Annotated in this window: 18 protein-coding genes and 1 riboswitch; of the genes, 7 read left to right on the top strand and 11 right to left on the bottom strand. The window is 63.3% G+C overall.

Annotated features, from left to right (window positions below; genetic code table 11):
* The first annotated feature begins 132 nt into the window (after positions 1-132).
* Together dapA and smpB are read left to right on the top strand one after the other, a co-directional pair.
* Positions 133-1,017, top strand: a complete 885-nt coding sequence (gene dapA, locus K9B37_RS16725; protein ID WP_224314679.1) for a 4-hydroxy-tetrahydrodipicolinate synthase — start codon at positions 133-135, stop codon at positions 1,015-1,017.
* A gap of 4 nt (positions 1,018-1,021) precedes the next feature.
* Positions 1,022-1,495, top strand: coding sequence for an SsrA-binding protein SmpB (smpB, locus tag K9B37_RS16730; protein ID WP_224314680.1), 474 nt, complete (start codon positions 1,022-1,024; stop codon positions 1,493-1,495).
* 15 nt (positions 1,496-1,510) lie between these two features.
* Here the strand turns inward: smpB and K9B37_RS16735 are convergent, their stop codons facing one another.
* Positions 1,511-2,086: a TetR/AcrR family transcriptional regulator gene (locus K9B37_RS16735; protein WP_224314681.1), complete on the bottom strand. Its 576-nt coding sequence runs from the start codon at positions 2,084-2,086 to the stop codon at positions 1,511-1,513.
* Positions 2,087-2,177: 91 nt separating this feature from the next.
* Between K9B37_RS16735 and K9B37_RS16740 the strand changes: the two genes are divergently transcribed.
* A complete protein-coding gene (locus K9B37_RS16740; RefSeq protein ID WP_224314682.1) occupies positions 2,178-2,966 on the top strand; it encodes a crotonase/enoyl-CoA hydratase family protein in 789 nt (262 codons plus the stop codon).
* Positions 2,967-3,048: 82 nt separating this feature from the next.
* On the opposite strand, the gene K9B37_RS16745 is transcribed toward K9B37_RS16740, so the two are convergent.
* From K9B37_RS16745 to K9B37_RS16775, 7 genes are all read right to left on the bottom strand, one after another.
* A complete protein-coding gene (locus tag K9B37_RS16745) occupies positions 3,049-3,708 on the bottom strand; it encodes a LabA-like NYN domain-containing protein (RefSeq protein WP_224314683.1) in 660 nt (219 codons plus the stop codon).
* A 242-nt stretch (positions 3,709-3,950) separates the two neighbouring features.
* A complete protein-coding gene (gene pyrE, locus K9B37_RS16750; protein WP_224314684.1) occupies positions 3,951-4,535 on the bottom strand; it encodes an orotate phosphoribosyltransferase in 585 nt (194 codons plus the stop codon).
* A 90-nt stretch (positions 4,536-4,625) separates the two neighbouring features.
* Positions 4,626-5,954 (bottom strand): dicarboxylate/amino acid:cation symporter, encoded by a 1,329-nt coding sequence (locus tag K9B37_RS16755; protein ID WP_224314685.1) that lies wholly within the window; start codon positions 5,952-5,954, stop codon positions 4,626-4,628.
* Between the two features lie 235 nt (positions 5,955-6,189).
* Entirely contained in the window at positions 6,190-6,927 is a 738-nt protein-coding gene (locus tag K9B37_RS16760; protein ID WP_224314686.1) for an energy-coupling factor transporter transmembrane component T family protein, read from the bottom strand.
* On the bottom strand, positions 6,921-8,609 hold the full coding sequence (locus K9B37_RS16765; protein ID WP_224314687.1) for an ABC transporter ATP-binding protein: 1,689 nt from the start codon (positions 8,607-8,609) through the stop codon (positions 6,921-6,923). Before K9B37_RS16765 ends, K9B37_RS16760 begins: the two co-directional genes overlap by 7 nt.
* Positions 8,584-9,168, bottom strand: a complete 585-nt coding sequence (locus K9B37_RS16770) for an ECF transporter S component (RefSeq protein WP_224314688.1) — start codon at positions 9,166-9,168, stop codon at positions 8,584-8,586. Before K9B37_RS16770 ends, K9B37_RS16765 begins: the two co-directional genes overlap by 26 nt.
* 47 nt (positions 9,169-9,215) lie before the next feature.
* Positions 9,216-9,824 carry a YkoF family thiamine/hydroxymethylpyrimidine-binding protein gene (locus K9B37_RS16775; RefSeq protein WP_224314689.1) on the bottom strand — a complete coding sequence of 203 codons (609 nt, stop codon included), beginning with the start codon at positions 9,822-9,824 and terminating at the stop codon, positions 9,216-9,218.
* A riboswitch (TPP riboswitch) is annotated at positions 9,815-9,926 on the bottom strand. (Overlaps the previous gene by 10 nt.)
* Before the next feature lie 135 nt (positions 9,927-10,061).
* Here K9B37_RS16775 and K9B37_RS16780 point away from each other — a divergent pair.
* A complete protein-coding gene (locus K9B37_RS16780) occupies positions 10,062-11,357 on the top strand; it encodes an SDR family oxidoreductase (RefSeq protein ID WP_224314690.1) in 1,296 nt (431 codons plus the stop codon).
* Positions 11,357-11,836, top strand: coding sequence for a DUF2269 family protein (locus K9B37_RS16785; protein WP_224314691.1), 480 nt, complete (start codon positions 11,357-11,359; stop codon positions 11,834-11,836). The genes K9B37_RS16780 and K9B37_RS16785 overlap by 1 nt, the downstream gene beginning before the upstream one ends.
* A gap of 12 nt (positions 11,837-11,848) precedes the next feature.
* On the opposite strand, the gene K9B37_RS16790 is transcribed toward K9B37_RS16785, so the two are convergent.
* The 3 genes from K9B37_RS16790 to rpoZ all read right to left on the bottom strand — a co-directional run bounded on the left by K9B37_RS16790 (position 11,849) and on the right by rpoZ (position 15,316).
* On the bottom strand, positions 11,849-12,553 hold the full coding sequence (locus tag K9B37_RS16790; protein WP_224314692.1) for a gamma-glutamyl-gamma-aminobutyrate hydrolase family protein: 705 nt from the start codon (positions 12,551-12,553) through the stop codon (positions 11,849-11,851).
* 10 nt (positions 12,554-12,563) lie between these two features.
* A complete protein-coding gene (locus tag K9B37_RS16795; RefSeq protein ID WP_224314693.1) occupies positions 12,564-14,744 on the bottom strand; it encodes a RelA/SpoT family protein in 2,181 nt (726 codons plus the stop codon).
* A gap of 161 nt (positions 14,745-14,905) precedes the next feature.
* The gene (gene rpoZ, locus K9B37_RS16800) at positions 14,906-15,316 is read right to left on the bottom strand and encodes a DNA-directed RNA polymerase subunit omega (RefSeq protein WP_224314694.1); all 411 of its coding nucleotides are present in this window, start codon (positions 15,314-15,316) and stop codon (positions 14,906-14,908) included.
* A 389-nt stretch (positions 15,317-15,705) separates the two neighbouring features.
* Here rpoZ and fabD point away from each other — a divergent pair, with 389 nt between their 5' ends.
* Both fabD and fabG read left to right on the top strand, forming a co-directional pair.
* Entirely contained in the window at positions 15,706-16,653 is a 948-nt protein-coding gene (fabD, locus tag K9B37_RS16805) for an ACP S-malonyltransferase (RefSeq protein ID WP_224314695.1), read from the top strand.
* Between the two features lie 10 nt (positions 16,654-16,663).
* Entirely contained in the window at positions 16,664-17,401 is a 738-nt protein-coding gene (gene fabG / locus K9B37_RS16810; RefSeq protein WP_224314696.1) for a 3-oxoacyl-[acyl-carrier-protein] reductase, read from the top strand.
* Positions 17,402-17,614 lie beyond the last annotated feature (213 nt).

Consider the following 17,614-nt stretch of genomic DNA (forward strand, 5'->3'; position numbering starts at 1 on the left):
AGGCTTGAGGAAACACCAAGTGGCAGTCTAGGACAACTCTCGGAACGGGCGTTTGCGCGGATGCGCCGCAGGCCCTATGTAGGGCCTTAACCCTGAATTCCCCACCGAACGCTGCTCTGAGCGAGGAAGAACATGAAGCAATTCAAAGGCTCCATCACGGCTCTCGTGACCCCCTTCAAAGACGGGGCCGTGGATGAGGCGGCGTTCCGTGGCTTCATCAACTGGCAGATCGAGAACGGCACGCACGGCCTCGTCCCGGTGGGAACCACGGGCGAGAGCCCCACGCTCAGCCACAAGGAACACGACCGGGTCATCCAGGTCTGCGTCGAGGAGGTGAAGGGCCGGGTTCCGGTCATCGCCGGGGCCGGATCCAACAGCACCGAGGAAGCCATTGGCTTCTCCAAGCATGCCGAAAAGGTCGGTGCGGATGCCGTGCTGATCGTGACGCCCTATTACAACAAGCCGACCCAGGAAGGGCTTTATCAGCACTTCAAGGCCATCAACGATGCGATCGGCATCCCGATCATCATCTATAACATCCCCGCCCGATCGGTGATCGACATGTCCGTGGACACGATGGCCCGGCTCTTCGAGCTGAAGAACATCGTCGGCGTGAAGGATGCGACCGCGAACATCGCCCGCGTCAGCCAGCAGCGCCAGGCAATGGGGCCGGACTTCATCCAGCTTTCCGGCGAGGATGCGACTGCCCTGGGCTTCATGGCCCATGGTGGGCACGGCTGCATCTCCGTCACGGCCAATGTGGCCCCGCGGCTCTGCGCCGAGCTTCAGACGGCCTGCCTGAAGGGCGATTATGCGGCGGCCCTCAAGGTCCAGGACCGGCTGATGCCTCTGCACGAATCCATGTTCATCGAAACCAACCCGTCGCCTGTGAAGTACGCCGCCTCCGTGCTCGGCCTCATGGGTGACGACGTGCGCCTGCCCATGCTCCCAGTCTCCGACGGCACCAAGAAGCGTGTGCGTGAGGCCATGGTGCATGCGGGCCTGATCAACGCGTGAGACAATGAAAAGCGACCCGAAGACCGCGCATCGCATCGTCGCCGACAATCGCAAGGCGCGGTTCAACTACGAGATCATCGACACTTACGAGGCCGGCATCGCTTTGACCGGCACGGAGGTGAAATCGTTGCGCCAGGGAAAAGCGACCATCGGCGAGGCCTATGCCGGTCCGTCGGGCGAAGAGTTCTTTCTCTTTAACGCTTATATTCCCGAGTACCTGCAGGCCAACCGGTTCAACCATGAAACGCGCCGTCCGCGGCGGCTGCTCCTGCACAAGCGGCAGATCAACAAACTGATCGGCGCCACGCAGCGGGAAGGCTTCACGGTCATCCCGCTCAAGGTCTATTTCAACGACCGGGGCAGGGCGAAGGTCGAGCTCGGTCTCGGGCGCGGCAAGAAGCTGCACGACAAGCGCGAGACGGAGAAGGAGCGGACCTGGAATCGCGAGAAGGCGCGCCTCATGCGCGAGAAAGGCTGAACGTAGGCCGCGCGCTCAGCGCGCCGTCAAGGCGCTCTCGATAAGGGTCACGGCGGCCTCGCCCGCCGTCTCCATGTAGGATGGGTCCCGATGCAGCAGGACCACTGCGAAGGACCCGTCCAGCAAGAGGATGATCTGCCTTGCGAGCGACAGGCTGTTCGCGATGCCCTCGACCTCGAACGTGTCGCGCAGCCACGCCTCAAACTTCTTCTTGTGCGCGGCGCCGATCTTCATCGCGGGATGGCCGGGCATGTTGGCGAGTTCCGCCGACGTCCGTAAGAATCCGCAGCCCTTCCATTTCGGGTGCCTCGCCGAGCGGGCGAGGTTCTGGAAGATGCTCTGAACTTTTCGCGCCAGCCCACCGTCGGTCTCCGCAAACCAGCGTTGGAACAGAGCGAGATTGGGTTGGTCGCGTGCTGTCAGATAGGCCGCGATCAGCTCGTCCTTGCTCTCGAAATGGTAGTACAGCGTGCGCTTGGTGACGCCCGCCTTCTCGGCAACCGCGTCCATGCTCACGCTCCTGATCCCCTCGCCATAGAACAGCTTGATGGCCGCCGAGATGATGCGCTCGCGGGTTGGGTTCTCTGTCATCGCGGCCTCACGTATACCGACCAGTGAGTATACATAGATCGCGTTTTCGCCATAGCCTCTTCCAACATCCACATGTCGGGAGAAAACGAAGATGTCCGAGACCGTGCTTCTGAAGATCGAGGACCGGGTCGCCTGGCTCACCTTGAACCGGCCCCACAAGCTCAACGCCCTGAACTACGAGACCATTGATCGGTTGTTGGAGCTCTTGGGCGATATGGAGGCGATGGAGGATTTGCGTGTCGTGGTCCTCACGGGAGCGGGACGGGCCTTCTCAGCCGGCGGCGACATTCCTGAATTCGCCCGGAGCGTCGGAAGGGGAACGGCCACGGCCCTGCGCGACTTCGTGCGTCACGGACAGGCATTGACGGCGCGTCTGGAGACGTTCCCCAAGCCGGTCATCGCCGCCGTCAACGGGCTCGCCTATGGCGGCGGGTGCGAGATCACGGAGGCGGTGCATCTCGCCATCGCCAGCGAACGGGCCTCGTTTGCCAAGCCGGAGATTGCGCTCGGCATGCCACCGACCTTCGGTGGGACTCAGCGCCTTCCTCGGCTTGCAGGGCGCAAGCGTGCCCTCGAATTGCTGCTGACGGGGGATCCGTTCTCACCCGAACGGGCGCTGGAACTCGGATTGATCAACGGGGTCGTGCCGCATGAGGCGCTTCTTTCCACCGCCCGGAACCTGGCCGAGCGGATCATGCGCCATTCGCCCCAGGCGACCCGCAGCGTCGTCACTGCCGTGACGCGGGGCCTGAATATGGGGATTGGTGAGGGGCTTCAGGTGGAAAGCGAGCAATTCGCCAGCCTGATTCCGACGCACGATCTGCCGGAAGGGCTCACGGCCTGGATCGAGCGTCGCATGCCCAATTACGCTGGGCGATAAGGATTTGGAACGGCGGACCTTTCAAAGAAGTCCGCCGTATCGATTGCTTGAGATGGCGACACGCTGAGGAGATGTGCGCCGGTCAGACCTCGAAATCGTCTTCCTGATTCTGGCGAATGCCGTAGCGCCGCTCGAGTCCGCCGTTTTGTGGCGGCGAATGGCGGGCAGGGCGCTCCGGACGCTCTCCTCCTTCGCCCATGACGCGCGGAGCACGTTCCGTCGGGTCGCGGCCGATCTTGGAAGCGAGCTGGGCCAAATCCAGGAATTCGTCGGCCTGGCGGCGCAACTCGTCCGCGACCATCGGCGGCTGGGTCGTCACCGTCGAGGCGACGGAAACCCGTACACCGCGGCGCTGCATGGCTTCCACGAGCGAGCGGAAGTCGCCGTCGCCGGAGAACAGAACCATCTGGTCGATGTAAGGGGCGAGTTCGAGCGCGTCGATGGCGAGCTCGATGTCCATGTTGCCCTTGACCTTCCGGCGCCCGGCCGAATCGACGAATTCCTTCGTCGGCTTCGTCACGACCCGGTAACCGTTATAGTCAAGCCAGTCGATCAGCGGGCGGATGGAAGAATACTCTTGGTCTTCGACAAGCGCTGTATAATAAAACGCGCGAAGAAGGGTTCCCCTGCTCTGAAATTCTTTCAGCAGGCGCTTGTAATCGATGTCAAAGCCAAGTGTTTTTGTCGTAGCGTAAAGATTGGCGCCATCGATGAAGAGGGCGATCCGTTGCTGGCCTGCCATTCGTAATCTCTTGCTTGATCCGGCTGGGCCGTCAAAACAACTTGCTTAGCAAAGCGACATCAAATTTTCCGCGCTTCAAATACAATCACGCGACCATTTGCGACTTGCCTGGAAACAGGCTGTTTTAAAAACCCATCAGATGAGTAAAAATCTTAATCTATAATATTAAAGCGTTATGGCTTCTTCGTGTCAAGGTAATGCTGCAAAAATGCCTTAATTCCCCCTTTGGAATCAAGGGCCTGCTACGTTGTGATATTTCTGCTGCCGGGTTTCGTAGCCGGCAACGCGGCGAGTGAAGGCGGCAGCTGATCGGCCGGGTAGGCCGGGATGTCGAGCTGGATCAGGGAAACGAGCGGAACGCCGAGATCGGCCTTCCCGCCTGAACGGTCGATGAGGCACGCAGCCCCGAGAAGCTGGCCGGGATGTTCGCGCAAGGCGGCCAGGCATTCCCGCGAGGACAGTCCGGTGGTCACGATGTCTTCGACCATGACGATCCGCGCGCCCTCCGGAATCGCGAAGCCGCGGCGCAGGGCGAAGGTGCCGTTCTCACGCTCGACGAAGATCGCCTTGCAGCCCAGGTGCCGAGCCGTCTCGTAACCCGGAACGATGCCGCCGATGGCCGGCGACACGACGTAATCGACCGGCCCATAGGCGTCCCTGATTCGGTTGGCGAGGGCGCGGCAGACTCGTTCCGTGCGCGCCGGATCCTGGAAGACGAACATCTTCTGCAGGAAGACAGGGCTGTGCAGGCCCGAGGACAGGATGAAGTGACCTTCCAGAAGCGCGCCGGCGGAACGGAATTCTTCGAGGACGTCGTCTGGGGTCATGCCTGTATCTCCTGAACAGGCGCTCTTTGGCAGGCGTCGTAACGAGAGGCAAGGGGGAACCGCGCAGATCCGCACTCAGAGGGGGCCGCGTCAGTCGGTCGTGACGGCGGTCTGGATGTCGGAAGGATCGACCTGCCGGCTCAAGGCGGCATTGAGCTTGGCACGGTCGAGCTCACCCTCCCAGGCGGAGACCACGACGGTCGCGACACCGTTGCCGATGATGTTCGTCAGGGCGCGGACCTCGCTCATGAACTTGTCGATTCCGAGGAGGATCGCCATGCCGGGAACAAGCGCCGGATTGACGACCGCCAGCGTGGCCGCGAGCGTGATGAAGCCGGCGCCCGTGACGCCGCTCGCCCCCTTGGACGTGAGCAGGGCGACCAGGAGGATCGTGGCCTGCTGGCCCCAGGTGAGATCGTATCCGAGCGCCTGGGCGACGAAGAGCGTCGCCAGGGTCATGTAGATGTTGGTCCCGTCGAGGTTGAAGGAATAGCCCGTGGGAACCACGAGACCGACGACGGATTTGGAGCAGCCGAGGCGTTCCAGTTTCTCCATCAGCTGCGGCAGCGCGCTCTCGGACGAGCTGGTGCCGAGAACGATCAGAAGCTCGTCCTTGATGTAGGCAAGGAAGCGGAAAATGCTGAAGCCGACGGCCCGTGCGATGACACCGAGAACGATGACGACGAAAAGCGCCGCCGTCGCGTAGAAGGTCGCGATGAGACCGAGCAGGTTGCCGAGCGCCTGTGGCCCGAAGCGGCCGATCGTATAGGCCATAGCTCCGAAGGCGCCGACGGGGGCTGCGCGCATGACGATGGCGATTACGCCGAACATGCCGTGGGTTGCCTCGTCGATGACCCGGCGCAGCGTCGGAGCGCGATCGCCGAGCACGAGCAGAGAGAAGCCGAACAAAATGGCAAACAGCAGCACCTGGAGAATATCGCCTTGTGCGAAGGCGCCGACGGCGCTGTCGGGGATGATGTGCAGGATGAAATCGACAGGCTTCTGCTCGCTCGCCTGCTTGACGTAGGTCGCAACCGCAGTGGGATCGGGTGTTCCGGCAAAGCCGGCCCCCGGCTTCACGATGTTGCCGATCAGAAGTCCGATGATGAGCGCAAAGCTCGAGACGACCTCGAAATAGACCAGCGTCTTCACGCCGACCCGCCCGACCTTCTTGGCGTCATGGATATGCGCAATGCCGGATACGACCGTGCAGAAGATGATTGGTGCGATCACCATGCGGATCAGCTTGATGAAGCCGTCGCCCAGCGCCTTGACCCAGTCGCTCCTGGCGAGGTCCGGGAACAGCCAGCCAACGAGGGCGCCCAGCACGATGGCGATGAGAACTTGGATGTAGAGCACGCGGTACCAGGGCTTGCGGGCGCGGATGACGCCTGTGCCGTTCATGGTCGCGCTTGTCATGGCGCTCTCCCTCGCCTTACGTTCCAGATCGAGGGCGTTCCGATCTGTTACGTCCGCCGGGGCGGCATCGTGGTTTTCCTCGGTACAGGAACGATCGCGGGTCCGAGCGGAGAGAGGCTCCTCAGGCTCCCGGAGGGTCGTCTCCCGGCTGCACCGGGGAGATCTCCAATGTTCGTGCTTTTGCTGCGCGATAGACACTAAAGCGGCTTTGCGGCGAAGGTTCCATGCCGCGCGATCAGAACCTGAGCGGGAGCAGGCCGCAAAGGCAAAGGAGGATGAAGGCGGCCCCGGCAAAGACAAGATCGTTTTGCCCGAAGCCAGGTGCGTTCATGATCGTTCGGGGCGTTGTCGGCGAGAGGCCGCGCGCCTCCATGGCGATGGCCGTGCGTCCCGCGCGCCGGATGGCAAAGGCCAAGAGCGGAATGACCAGGCTGAAGAGTTCGGCAGGGCCGGGGATCCGCCGCGGCGGGCGGCCGGCCCGCATGGCGCGGGCGATGCGCATCTGCTGCGCCTCCGCTGCCAGATCCGGCGCGAGTTGCATCGCGGCAAAGAGGGAGTAACCGACACGCGCCGGAAGGTTCAGCGACACCATGAGCGAGCGCACCGCCCTGTTGGGATCGGTGGTCAGCGCGAAGAACACCGAGATCATTCCGCAGGCGACGGCGCGCAGAAACAGGACGATGCCGGCCGAGAAGGCCGGCGTGGCGATGAGAGATTCACCCGCCATCTGCAAGGCAAACTCGCTCTCCTTCCGGAACAGGACGGACGTGGTCAGGAATCCGAAGCCGAACAGACAGAACGGAATCATCAGGGCGAGCAGAAGCAGGGGCGATGTCCGGTTGAGGAGCACGAGCGCAAGAGCGGGCACCAGGATGCAGGCCGCTTGAAACCGCGGATCGAAAACGAGCATGGCGGCGCCAAGCCACAGAAAACAAACCGCGAGCTTGGTGATCGGGTTGATGGACCTCAGCATGATGCGACCCGCTCCAGCCAGCGTCGCGCCGGTGCACAGGACGGTTCGGCCAATCTTGCGCGCTTCATGAGTTCGCGGTCGAACAGCACGGCATCGGGAGCCCCTTCGGCGAGGATGCGTCCCTCGCCGACGATGATGCAGCGCGTGCAGAGGCGTAAGGCGAAATCCATCTCGTGGGTGATGAGCGCAATGGCGCGATCCTTTCGTCGAAGCGCCGCGATTTCCTCCGTCAGTCGCGACACGCCATGCGCATCCAGGCCCGCTGTCGGCTCATCGAGCACGAGAAGGGGCCATGTCTCGCCGGCCGTCAGCGTCGCAAGAGCAAGGCGTCGCTTCTGGCCTTGCGACAGCGTGAAGGGATGCTGGCTCTCAAGCCCCGCAAGTTGCCACGTTGCAATGGCGTCCGACGCCCGGCGCAGCTTCTCCGGCGCCGGCATGGGCTTCGGAAGCGCGGTCAGGATTTCCTCTCTGACGCTACCGGTGAGGAACTGGTTTTCCGGGCGCTGGAAGGCCAATCCTCCGGTGGGGCCGCTCCTCGAGCCGCCTTTGAGTGGGAGCAGGCCTGCGAGGCAGGCGCCGAGGGTCGATTTGCCCGCGCCGTTGGCGCCGAGAATTCCCAAGACTTCGCCCTCACGGATCGCAACGTCGATGCCATGCAGAACGACAGGTCCGAGAAACGGCGCGCAATCCGCCTGTTTCAGTTCGGCCAGCGGTCGACTGCCGCCCTCTGGAGGCGCCGGTTCGGCCTGGCGCTTCGCAACGAAGGCCTCGATCGCGGGCTTGGCCTTGGCGATGGCATCCGGAGGCGCCGTTGCGGGATCGAGATGCGCGAGCGCTTCCGTCACCGAAAGCGGTGCGCGCGGAGGTACGACCCCTGCATCGCCAAGCGCCCTGTCGAGTTCGCTGCTGACCGGACGCCAGATCCCGTGCGCGGCGAGAAGATCCCGCTTCTCCCGGAACACGGATCGAGGCTCGCCTTCGGCAATCACGGTTCCGTCCGGTCCGAGAACCGCCACACGATCGACGGAGCCGACGAGGCCGTCGAGCCGGTGGTCGACGATCAGGATGCTGTGATCGGGCCTCTTTTCCATGAGCAGGCGATGGAGACGCTCCGCCGCTTCCGGCGAAAGGTGCGCGGTCGGCTCGTCGGCGACGAAGAGCGGCGCGTCCTGCACGAGCGTCGCGGCCAGGGCGACGAGTTGGCGCTCGCCGCCCGACAAGGTCGTCGACCGACGTGCGCGCCATTCATCCGGCAGCCCGACACGTGCCATGACAGCGGCGACGCTGTCCGCAATGAGATGCGGAGGAAGAGCGCGATTTTCGAGGGCGAAGGCGATCTCGTCCTCGACGCGCATTCCGCACAGGGTCTGATCCGCATCCTGGAAATACTGCGCGACATCCTTCGCCCAAGCCCAGGGCTCACGCTTCGCGGCGTCGGTTCCGTAGAGCCTGACGTTACCGCCGACCTCCGCCGGGATGCTGCGTGGGATCAGCCCGGTCAGCGTCAGGAGCAGCGTCGACTTGCCGGATCCTGATGGGCCGAGGAGCAGAAGGCGCTCGCCCGGCCGAATGTGAAGGGTGACCGGTCCGACCGCATCCCGCTGCTCATAGGGATACCGGACGCGAGCGTCCTGCCATTCCGCGACCGGCGTCACATCAGGCGAGCGCGGATCGCTTGTCATGATCGATGGCGAGGCCCGCGAGAGCGCCGGTCTTGTACAGAGCCTCGACGATCACATGGCCGAGCCATCCTCCGAGCACGGCGCCGCTCAGGCAGCGAAGCGCGAACATGGCGATGAGCACGGTGGGCTCCAGGGCGCCGTAGTTGAACCGGACCCAGGTATAGGCGAAGGAGAAGATCGCCGCGCCGACGCCAGCGGCCATAAGAACCGGAAGCGAATAGTTCCGCCACCGCGTCGCCGCGAAGACCACTTCCGCACCCGCGCCCTGGATCGCGCCGGAGAGAATGAGAATCAGCCCGCCCGGGCTGCCGAGGAGAATTTCGACGCCCGCGGCCAGGACTTCGGATGCGATGGCGACGCCCGGCTTGCGGACGATGGCTGCTGCGACGATCGACACGACGAACCAGAAGCCCATGACCACGTCCATGGTCACCGATCCAAATACGGCCTGGGCAATCAGCCAGACCTGCACCCAGCCCATGTAAAGCACGGCGAAAACTGCGCCGAGAACGGTGACGATGAGGGTTTCCTTGAGAGTCCAGCCTCGGGATTGAGACATGTGCGTGGCTCCGGATTCTAATTTTTAAAAGAAGGAAGAATGCGCGCTCAGGCCTTGGTCGGGCTGTTCGCCGAAACCTTGACATCGAGTGCCACATGGCCCTCTGGCGCGCCGAAGCGCAGGAAGGCTTCGCTCAACGTCGCGAAGACCTGTCCCGCATCGCCGCGCAGCTTGGTGCAGAAATTCTTCGATCGGTCGAAGACGCCGGACTGCTTGAGAAAATCGATGCAGCCGTAGATCTCGTCCATGTGATGGCCGCTGCCGAGCGGATAGAGCGAGAATTGCGCCGCCACGTTCTGCCCGGTCTTCGGCGCGCTCTGCACTTTCTCCAAGGCCGCCGCGATCCGCTCGGCGAGTGGGCGGTCATGTCGGCTTCCTGCAATGGGTGTGCAGATCGGATCGTCAGGCTCGCCAGGGCACCCCCGCGACGCCGTCGCGGCGAGGACGCAATGGATGCCGCCGCCTGCCGCCGAGACGAAGAGATCGCGCATGGCCGGAAAGAGCTGCTCCGGCGGGCCGACGATGAGGGTGGAGATATCGTCCGTCTCGATCCGGAAGTGTGGACGATAGGGTTCCAGGGCGCCGATCGCGCCGAGGATCACGCGGACGAAATCGTCCGTCATGGGGTAAAGGGAAATCTGTGCGCCGGAAAACATGCTCGCCTCGCTCCGCTGGTATTATCCAGATCAGCTTGAGGGTCCGTCGGCATCGCGCCGTCATCTCAGCCCCGGCAATACGGAGCACCCCTGTCGAATGGGTGAGCTTTAGCACCTTTCCTTTGGGAAATGCAATCGCAACTGCGCGATGAGCTGGATCGGCTGGCAAAGCAATGGCGCGGTTGACATTGGATGGGAAAATGTCCTCCCGTGCGGCGGCCGGAAGAGGGGCGGGGGATGCGGATTCTCGTATTGGGCGGCTATGGTCTGATTGGATTTCCGGTGGTCCAGCGGCTTTTGGCTGCCGGGCATCGGGTGACCGGTCTGGGACGGTCCGTTGCGGCGGCTCGAAGATCGTGCCCGGAGGCAAGCTGGCTCGAGCATGACATCGCACAGCTGGTGCGGGCGTCCGATTGGCTTCCCATCCTCTCCGGCTTCGATGCGGTCCTGAACTGCTCGGGAGCCCTTCAGGACAGCCCGCGCGACAACCTTCAGGCGCTTCAGGCCGACGCCATGAAGGCTCTCTTCGAAGCTTGCCGGATGGCCGGAGTCACGCGCGTCGTCCAAGTGTCGGCCGTCGGCGTGTCACCCGGTTCGAATACGGCCTTCTTCCGAACCAAAGCCGAGGCCGATGCTGCATTGTTACGGTCGGATCTCTCCTGGATTATTCTCAGGCCGGGTCTCGTGCTCGCACCGGCGGCATACGGAGGAACCGCGCTGCTTCGTGGACTTGCGTCATTCCCAGTCTTCGTTCCGATCATTGGCGGCAGCCAAGCCATCCAGACAGTAAGCATCGACGATGTCGCCGATACAGTCCGCGATGCGCTGGGAGGGCGGCTGCCGGCCAATCGCATTTACGACCTGGTGGAAGAGCGCGCCCATACCCTCCGACAAGTCGTATCGGCATATCGGGAATGGCTTGGCCTCCCGCCCGCTCGAATCCTGTCCATTCCCCCTTGGATCGGCTCGCTCGCAGCTTGTGTCGGCGATGGGTTGGCCCATCTCGGATGGCGCTCGCCGCTGCGCACGACAGCTCTCCTGCAACTCGACCATGGGGTGGTCGGCGATCCGAAGCCATGGATCGCCGCTTGCGGCCGAACGCCTCAAGATCTCAAGACGACGTTGCGAAGCCGCCCCGCCACGATTCAGGAGCGCTGGTTCGCGCGACTGTGGCTGTTGAAATCTCTCGTGTCGGCAATCCTGGCATTGTTCTGGATCATGTCGGGGGTCGTTGGACTGGCGAAATTGGACGCGGCCGTCGCGATCCTGACGCAACATGGGATGTCCTTCGTTGTCGCGGAAGCGTCCATCGTCGGAGGAAGCGTACTCGACATTTTGCTTGGGGTGCTGCTGCTCATCCGCCGGTTTCATCGTGTCGCGGCACTCGGCATGATTGCGACGTCCCTGATGTATTTGGCTCTTGCTACCATTGTGACGCCGGATCTCTGGCTTGACCCATTGGGACCCCTTGTGAAGTCCATTCCAGCCGCCGTGCTGGCCCTCGTGGCTTTGGCCATCGCGGATGAACGCTGATGGAACTTGTCGATCTCCTTCGCTGGCTTCACGTGATCGGCGCGACAGTGCTTCTTGGCACCGGCGCCTGTATCGCCTTCTTCATGATGATGGCGCACCGCACCCGCGATCCTGCCTTGATTGCCCATGTGGCGGGAACAGTCGTCGTGGCCGATCTGGTTTTTACAGCGACGGCGGTGGTGATGCAGCCGCTGACGGGGGCTGCTCTTGCTTCCGCGATCGGCTGGCCGCTGACCGAGGGATGGATCGTGCTGTCCCTCGGCCTCTACGTCTTCACGGGCCTGTTCTGGCTGCCGGTGGTCTGGATTCAACTGCGGCTGCGTGATCTCGCTCGCGTCGCGGAGAAAAGCGGGGAGCCGTTGCCTATGGCGTACCGTAGGTTGTTTCGGATCTGGTTCCTGTGCGGAATTCCCGCATTCCTGGCAGTGTTGAGCATTATTTGGCTGATGCTTGCCAAGCCTGCGGTGGCGCTTTTCTGAGACTATTTCTGATCAGCGCTGAGACCCACGCGCCGCATCGACAAACGCCTCGAAGACCCGATGGCCGCGGTGATCGGTCGACATGGCTTCGGGGTGCCATTGCAGGCCGATGGCGAAGCGGTAGGCGGGAATTTCGATGGCTTCCACGACGCCGTCCGGCGCATGGGCGCCGACGATGGCCCGGTCCGAGACTTCGACGACGGCTTCCCGGTGGAAAGTGTTTACGTCGATGCGATCGGCTCCGATGATGCGTGCAAGTGCTGTGCCGGGAACGAGGGCAGCTTCGTGCACCATGTCGTCGTCGCCGTCATGCTGCAGGATGTCCGGTCGCGTGGCGCGGATCTCGGAAACCATGCGGCAGCCATGGAGGCAGGCGAGCATCTGCATGCCGTTGCAGATCCCGAGCACCGGCTTGTCCCGTTCGAGGAAGGCCTCCATCAGCGCCTGATCGACGGCAAGACGGTCCGAAAGGGGAAACTTCGACGCGTCGCCATCCACGTACCAGCTCTGCGGAAAATTGATCCGTCCTCCGACGCTGATGAAGCCGTCGAACTCGTCCGCCACGGGTTTCACGAGATCGGCTACATAGGGAATGCCGAAGGGCAGGCCGCCCGCGCGGGCGACGGCATTGAAATAGCCCTTCGTCGTGTCGTAGCGGGTGCCGCCGGCGCTGGTGTTCTCGCTGAGGATGATGGCGATGCGAGGCTGAGATGTCATGGCTGCTTTCTTATCCGTTCACTCTGTCGACGCGGCTCACCACCGGTTTGGTGCGCAGTTCCGCGATGATGGCGTTGAGATGCTTCAGGTCCCATACGGCGAGATCGATGGTGACATCCGTGAAGTCCTGCGTCCGGCGCTTCATGGCCACGTTGTCGATGTTTCCGTCATGGTCGGCGATGACCTGCGTAATCTGGGCCAGCGAGCCGGGCTCGTTGATCGATTGCAGCTTGATGCGCGCCGGGAAACGCTGTGGGTCGTCGGGTTCCACATCCCAGCGCACGTCGATCCAGCGGTCCGGCTCGTTGTCGAAGGCAGCGAGCGACGGTGACTGGATCGGATAGATGGTCACGCCTTCGCCAGGAGTCAGAATGCCGACGATACGGTCGCCGGGCACCGCTCCACCCTCCGGTGCGAAGCGCACCGGCATGTCGGCATTGAGACCGCGGATCGGAATCGCATTGGCGCCCTGCTCGCCGAATTCCTTCGCCGGTGTGCTGCTCTTTTTCTCGCTCTGGACGGCGCCATCGCCTCCGACACCACGGCGCTCCTCCTTGTAGTCGGGATAGACGGCGCGGACCACGTCCCCGGAGAACATCTCGCCGCGCCCGACCGCCGCCAGCACATCCTCGATGGAGATGCGGGCCAGACGGGGCAGGGCGCCCTTGAGCTTCTCGTCGGAAAACGTCCGATGGGCGCGCTCGAAGGCACGCTCGAGGATCTGGCGACCGAGACCGGTATATTGCTGGCGCACGGCCGCCCGCGTGGCGCGGCGGATCGAGGCCCGGGCCTTGCCGGTCACCACCAGGGATTCCCACGCAGCCGGGGGAGTCTGGCCCGCAGCGCGGACGATCTCGACCTCGTCGCCGTTCTGAAGCTCCGTGAGAAGCGGCGCCATCCGGCCATTGATCTTGCAGCCGACGGCGGTATTGCCGACATCCGTGTGGACCGCATAGGCGAAATCGATCGGCGTGGCGCCGCGGGGCAGGGCGATCAGGCGGCCCTTCGGCGTGAAGCAGAACACCTGATCGTGGAAGAGCTCGAGCTTGGTGTGCTCCAGGAATTCCTCGGGCGTGTCGCCCTCGGCCAGCAGGTCGATCGTGCGGCGCAGCCACTGATAGGCGCGGCTCTCCGTGGCAAGGCGGGAATTGTCGTTGACGCCTTCCTTGTAGAGGGCATGGGCGGCGATGCCGTATTCCGCCACCTCGTCCATGGCAATGGTCCGGATCTGCAACTCGACGCGCTGGCTGCCCGGTCCGATCACCGTGGTGTGGATCGACTTGTAGTCGTTCTGCTTCGGCGTCGAGATGTAATCCTTGTAGCGGCCGGGCACCATCGGCCAGCTCGTGTGAACCACCCCGAGCGCGCGATAGCATTCGTCGACAGTGCCGACGATGACCCGGAAACCGAAGATGTCGGAGAGCTGCTCGAAGGAGACCGATTTACGCTCCATCTTGCGCCAGATCGAATAGGGCCGCTTCTGGCGGCCCGTGACCATCGCCTGGATGCCCTGGGCCTTGAGCTTGGCGGTCAGATCCCGCTCGATCTCCTCGACCAGCTTCTCGCTCTTGGCGGTGACTTCCCGTAAGTGACGGCTGATCGCCTCGTAGGCCTCCGCGTCGAGATTCTGAAAGGCCAGCTCCTCCAGCTCCTCGCGCATCTCCTGGATACCCATGCGTCCGGCGAGCGGCGCATAGATGTCGAGGGTCTCCTCGGCGATGCGCTTGCGCTTCTCCGGCGGCATGAACTGGAGCGTGCGCATGTTGTGCAGCCGGTCCGCCAGCTTGACCAGCAGCACCCGCACGTCGTCGGCGATGGCCAGGAGAAGCTTGCGGAAATTCTCGCCCTGGGCTGCCTGCTTCGACACCAGGTCGAGGCGCTTGATCTTGGTCAGGCCGTCGACCAGCGCGCCGATCTGCGGCCCGAAGGCCTTGTTGATCTCTTCCAACGTCGCCTGGGTGTCTTCCACCGTATCGTGGAGTACGGCGGCGGCGATGGTGGCGTCGTCGAGCTTGAGGTCCGTCAGGATCGCAGCGACCTCGAGCGGATGGCCGAAGAACAGGTCGCCGGAAGCCCGCTTCTGGTTGCCATGGGCCATCATGGCATACACGTAAGCGCGGTTGAGAAGCGCCTCATCGGTCGAGGGGTTGTAGCGCTTGACCCGCTCGACAAGTTCGTATTGGCGCATCATCCGGTGGCCATCTCCTTTACGCATCCGGTGTAGCTGGCTGAAGTTAAAAGGATATTGTGGAAGGGCCGGCAACCGCAAGGCTCGCTGTCGCCAAATGTACTGGACATGAAAAAGCCCGGCTCGGGGCCGGGCTTTTGTAAATTTTAGGGTCGGAGCGCAACTTACTCGCGCTCGTCGTCGTCCGCGCTGTTGTTGCTCGGGGGAACGAGGCCTTCCAGGCCGCGGAGCAGATCTTCTTCGCTCATCCGGTCGAACTGGACGTCCGTATCGTTGTCGCTGCGGGCGGTTGCGGCAGCGGCGGTGTTGCCGAGCAGCGGAACGGCCTCGGCCTCCGGCTCGTCCACCTCGACGTATTTCTGCATCGAGTGGATAAGCTGTTCCTTCAGATCGTCCGGAGCGATGGTCTCGTCGGCGATCTCGCGGAGAGCCACGACGGGGTTTTTGTCACGGTCGCGGTCGATCGTGAGCGGCGAACCCGAGGAAATCAGGCGGGCGCGATGGCTGGCCAGCAGCACGAGCTCAAACCGGTTGTCGACCTTGTCGATGCAGTCTTCGACGGTCACACGAGCCATGAAGAGGCTCCTTCTCAAGGTTTGGGAATATCGGAAGGAGCACCCGTTACACCGGATAGGGGTGAAAAACAAGATATCTGTCCACCGCTCAGCCTGTGCGGGGCCGCACGCCGGGACGGAACGTAAATGTTACGTTACGGTATCCTCGGAGGGCTCGCAGGTGATGGCACAGCCGATTGGTCTCGTCTTACTCACATTTCTGATGCTAGGAGCCCTGTTGTGGGCCTGGGCCACATTCACCGAATCCGGCCAGATCGCCGTCTGTCTGGATGATGGCGGACACTGGAGCTTTGAACAGCGCAAGTGTGAGGGCGTCCGCTCCACACCTTGACTTGGCCGCGTCACAGTGCGAGTCCCGCCCGGATTTTCTTGAATAAGGGCGGTTTCTCATGAAGCGCGCGTTCATCTTTCCCGGACAGGGAAGCCAGGCGGTCGGGATGGGCAAGGCCCTGGCCGACGCTTTTCCGCAGGCAAAGGCCGTCTTCGACGAGGTGGACGACGCGCTGTCCCAGAAGCTCTCCACCCTGATATGGGAAGGTCCTGCGGATGAGCTGACCCTCACCGCCAATACGCAGCCGGCTCTCATGGCGGTGAGTTTGGCGGCGATCCGGGTTCTCGAAGCCGAGGCCGGCCTCGATCTGAAGTCCCGTGCGGCCTTCGTGGCCGGGCATTCCCTCGGCGAATATTCAGCTCTCGCAGCGGCCGGGAGCCTCTCCATTGCCGATACGGCGCGCCTCCTGCGGATTCGCGGCAATGCCATGCAGAGCGCCGTCCCGGTGGGGCAGGGCGCCATGGCGGCGCTTCTCGGCCTGGAATATGACGCTGCCCTAGAGGTCGCCCGCGAGGCAGCTCAGGGCGAGGTCTGCGATGCCGCCAACGACAACGGCGGAGCCCAGGTGGTGGTCTCGGGACATAAGGCGGCGGTCGAGCGCGCGGTTGCCATCGCCCAGGGCAAGGGCGCCAAGCGGGCCGTGATGCTCAATGTCTCCGCTCCCTTCCATAGCGCCCTCATGGCTCCGGCGGCCGATGCCATGCGCGAGGCCCTGGCTCAGGTAGCGGTGCAGGCTCCCGCGATTCCCCTCGTCGCCAACGTGACGGCGGCGCCTGTGACCGACCCCGCGGCCATTCGCGATGGGCTCGTCCGTCAGGTGACGGGCACGGTCCGCTGGCGCGAGTCCGTCGCCTTCATGGCGGCACAAGGCGTCGAGGCCTTCGTGGAGGTCGGTTCCGGCAAGGTCCTGACCGGTCTCGTGAAGCGTATCGCTTCCGGCGCAACGGGCACCGCCATCGGCACGCCCGAGGACGTCGCCGCCTTCAAAGCAACCCTGCAAGGATAAGGAGAGCCCCATGTTCGATCTCACCGGCCGCAAGGCTCTCATCACCGGCGCCACAGGCGGTATCGGCGGGGCCATTGCCCGCGCCCTTCATGCCCAGGGCGCGACCGTCGCGTTGTCCGGCACCCGGCGCTCGGCCTTGGACGAACTGGCTGCGGCCCTGGGCAGCCGTGTTCACGTGGTCGAAGCGAACCTCTCCGACAAGGATTCCGTCGAAGCCCTTGTTCCCGCTGCCGAAACGGCCATGGATGGGCTCGATATCCTGGTCAATAACGCGGGCGTCACCCGCGACAATCTCTTCCTGCGCATGAAGGACGAGGAATGGGAGACGGTGATCGCCGTCAACCTGACCGCCTCCTTCCGCCTGTCCCGCGCGGCGGTCAAAGGCATGATGCGCCGCCGCTACGGCCGGATCGTCAATATCGGCTCGGTCGTCGGATCCACCGGTAATCCGGGTCAGGGCAACTACGCCGCCTCGAAGGCCGGCCTCGTCGGCATGACCAAGGCGCTGGCCGCGGAAGTCGCAAGCCGCAACATCACGGTCAACTGCGTGGCTCCCGGCTTCATCGAATCTCCCATGACGGACGCCCTGAACGAGAAGCAGAAGGAAGCGATCCTCGGCACGATTCCTATGGGTCGACTCGGCCAGGGTGATGAAATTGCCTCTTCGGTGGTGTATCTCGCCTCTTCGGAAGCGGCTTACGTCACAGGCCAAACCTTGCATGTGAACGGCGGAATGGCGATGTTCTAGAGCCTTTTAGGGCTTGCGCCGGAATCTGTTTGTGAGCAAAGACCAACCCCTCGCCAGACCCGATAAGCTTGTGTTAAGCATGAAATCGTTCGGGTCGGAGGGGTTGACCGACGCTGAAAAATGCGGCTTTCCACCACACAAGGCAGTCGTTTCGGCGTTGCAGCTGAACAGCTGATCTGAGTTTCAATTTCAATCCGCCCAGTACCTGAGGCG

It is taken from the genome of Microvirga puerhi (assembly GCF_020089865.1).
In the GTDB taxonomy this organism is placed as follows: domain Bacteria; phylum Pseudomonadota; class Alphaproteobacteria; order Rhizobiales; family Beijerinckiaceae; genus Microvirga; species Microvirga puerhi.

What these genes read in the sequence shown, in the direction of transcription:
- dapA (WP_224314679.1), top strand. Translation starts at nt 133, where the DNA reads ATGAAGCAATTCAAAGGCTCCATCACGGCTCTCGTGACCCCCTTCAAA.
- fabG (WP_224314696.1), top strand. Translation starts at nt 16,664, where the DNA reads ATGTTCGATCTCACCGGCCGCAAGGCTCTCATCACCGGCGCCACAGGC.
- K9B37_RS16745 (WP_224314683.1), bottom strand. Translation starts at nt 3,708, where the DNA reads ATGGCAGGCCAGCAACGGATCGCCCTCTTCATCGATGGCGCCAATCTT.
- K9B37_RS16780 (WP_224314690.1), top strand. Translation starts at nt 10,062, where the DNA reads ATGCGGATTCTCGTATTGGGCGGCTATGGTCTGATTGGATTTCCGGTG.
- pyrE (WP_224314684.1), bottom strand. Translation starts at nt 4,535, where the DNA reads ATGACCCCAGACGACGTCCTCGAAGAATTCCGTTCCGCCGGCGCGCTT.
- K9B37_RS16755 (WP_224314685.1), bottom strand. Translation starts at nt 5,954, where the DNA reads ATGACAAGCGCGACCATGAACGGCACAGGCGTCATCCGCGCCCGCAAG.
- rpoZ (WP_224314694.1), bottom strand. Translation starts at nt 15,316, where the DNA reads ATGGCTCGTGTGACCGTCGAAGACTGCATCGACAAGGTCGACAACCGG.
- K9B37_RS16765 (WP_224314687.1), bottom strand. Translation starts at nt 8,609, where the DNA reads ATGACAAGCGATCCGCGCTCGCCTGATGTGACGCCGGTCGCGGAATGG.
- K9B37_RS16790 (WP_224314692.1), bottom strand. Translation starts at nt 12,553, where the DNA reads ATGACATCTCAGCCTCGCATCGCCATCATCCTCAGCGAGAACACCAGC.
- K9B37_RS16795 (WP_224314693.1), bottom strand. Translation starts at nt 14,744, where the DNA reads ATGATGCGCCAATACGAACTTGTCGAGCGGGTCAAGCGCTACAACCCC.
- K9B37_RS16760 (WP_224314686.1), bottom strand. Translation starts at nt 6,927, where the DNA reads ATGCTGAGGTCCATCAACCCGATCACCAAGCTCGCGGTTTGTTTTCTG.
- fabD (WP_224314695.1), top strand. Translation starts at nt 15,706, where the DNA reads ATGAAGCGCGCGTTCATCTTTCCCGGACAGGGAAGCCAGGCGGTCGGG.
- K9B37_RS16770 (WP_224314688.1), bottom strand. Translation starts at nt 9,168, where the DNA reads ATGTCTCAATCCCGAGGCTGGACTCTCAAGGAAACCCTCATCGTCACC.
- K9B37_RS16740 (WP_224314682.1), top strand. Translation starts at nt 2,178, where the DNA reads ATGTCCGAGACCGTGCTTCTGAAGATCGAGGACCGGGTCGCCTGGCTC.
- K9B37_RS16735 (WP_224314681.1), bottom strand. Translation starts at nt 2,086, where the DNA reads ATGACAGAGAACCCAACCCGCGAGCGCATCATCTCGGCGGCCATCAAG.
- K9B37_RS16775 (WP_224314689.1), bottom strand. Translation starts at nt 9,824, where the DNA reads ATGTTTTCCGGCGCACAGATTTCCCTTTACCCCATGACGGACGATTTC.
- smpB (WP_224314680.1), top strand. Translation starts at nt 1,022, where the DNA reads ATGAAAAGCGACCCGAAGACCGCGCATCGCATCGTCGCCGACAATCGC.
- K9B37_RS16785 (WP_224314691.1), top strand. Translation starts at nt 11,357, where the DNA reads ATGGAACTTGTCGATCTCCTTCGCTGGCTTCACGTGATCGGCGCGACA.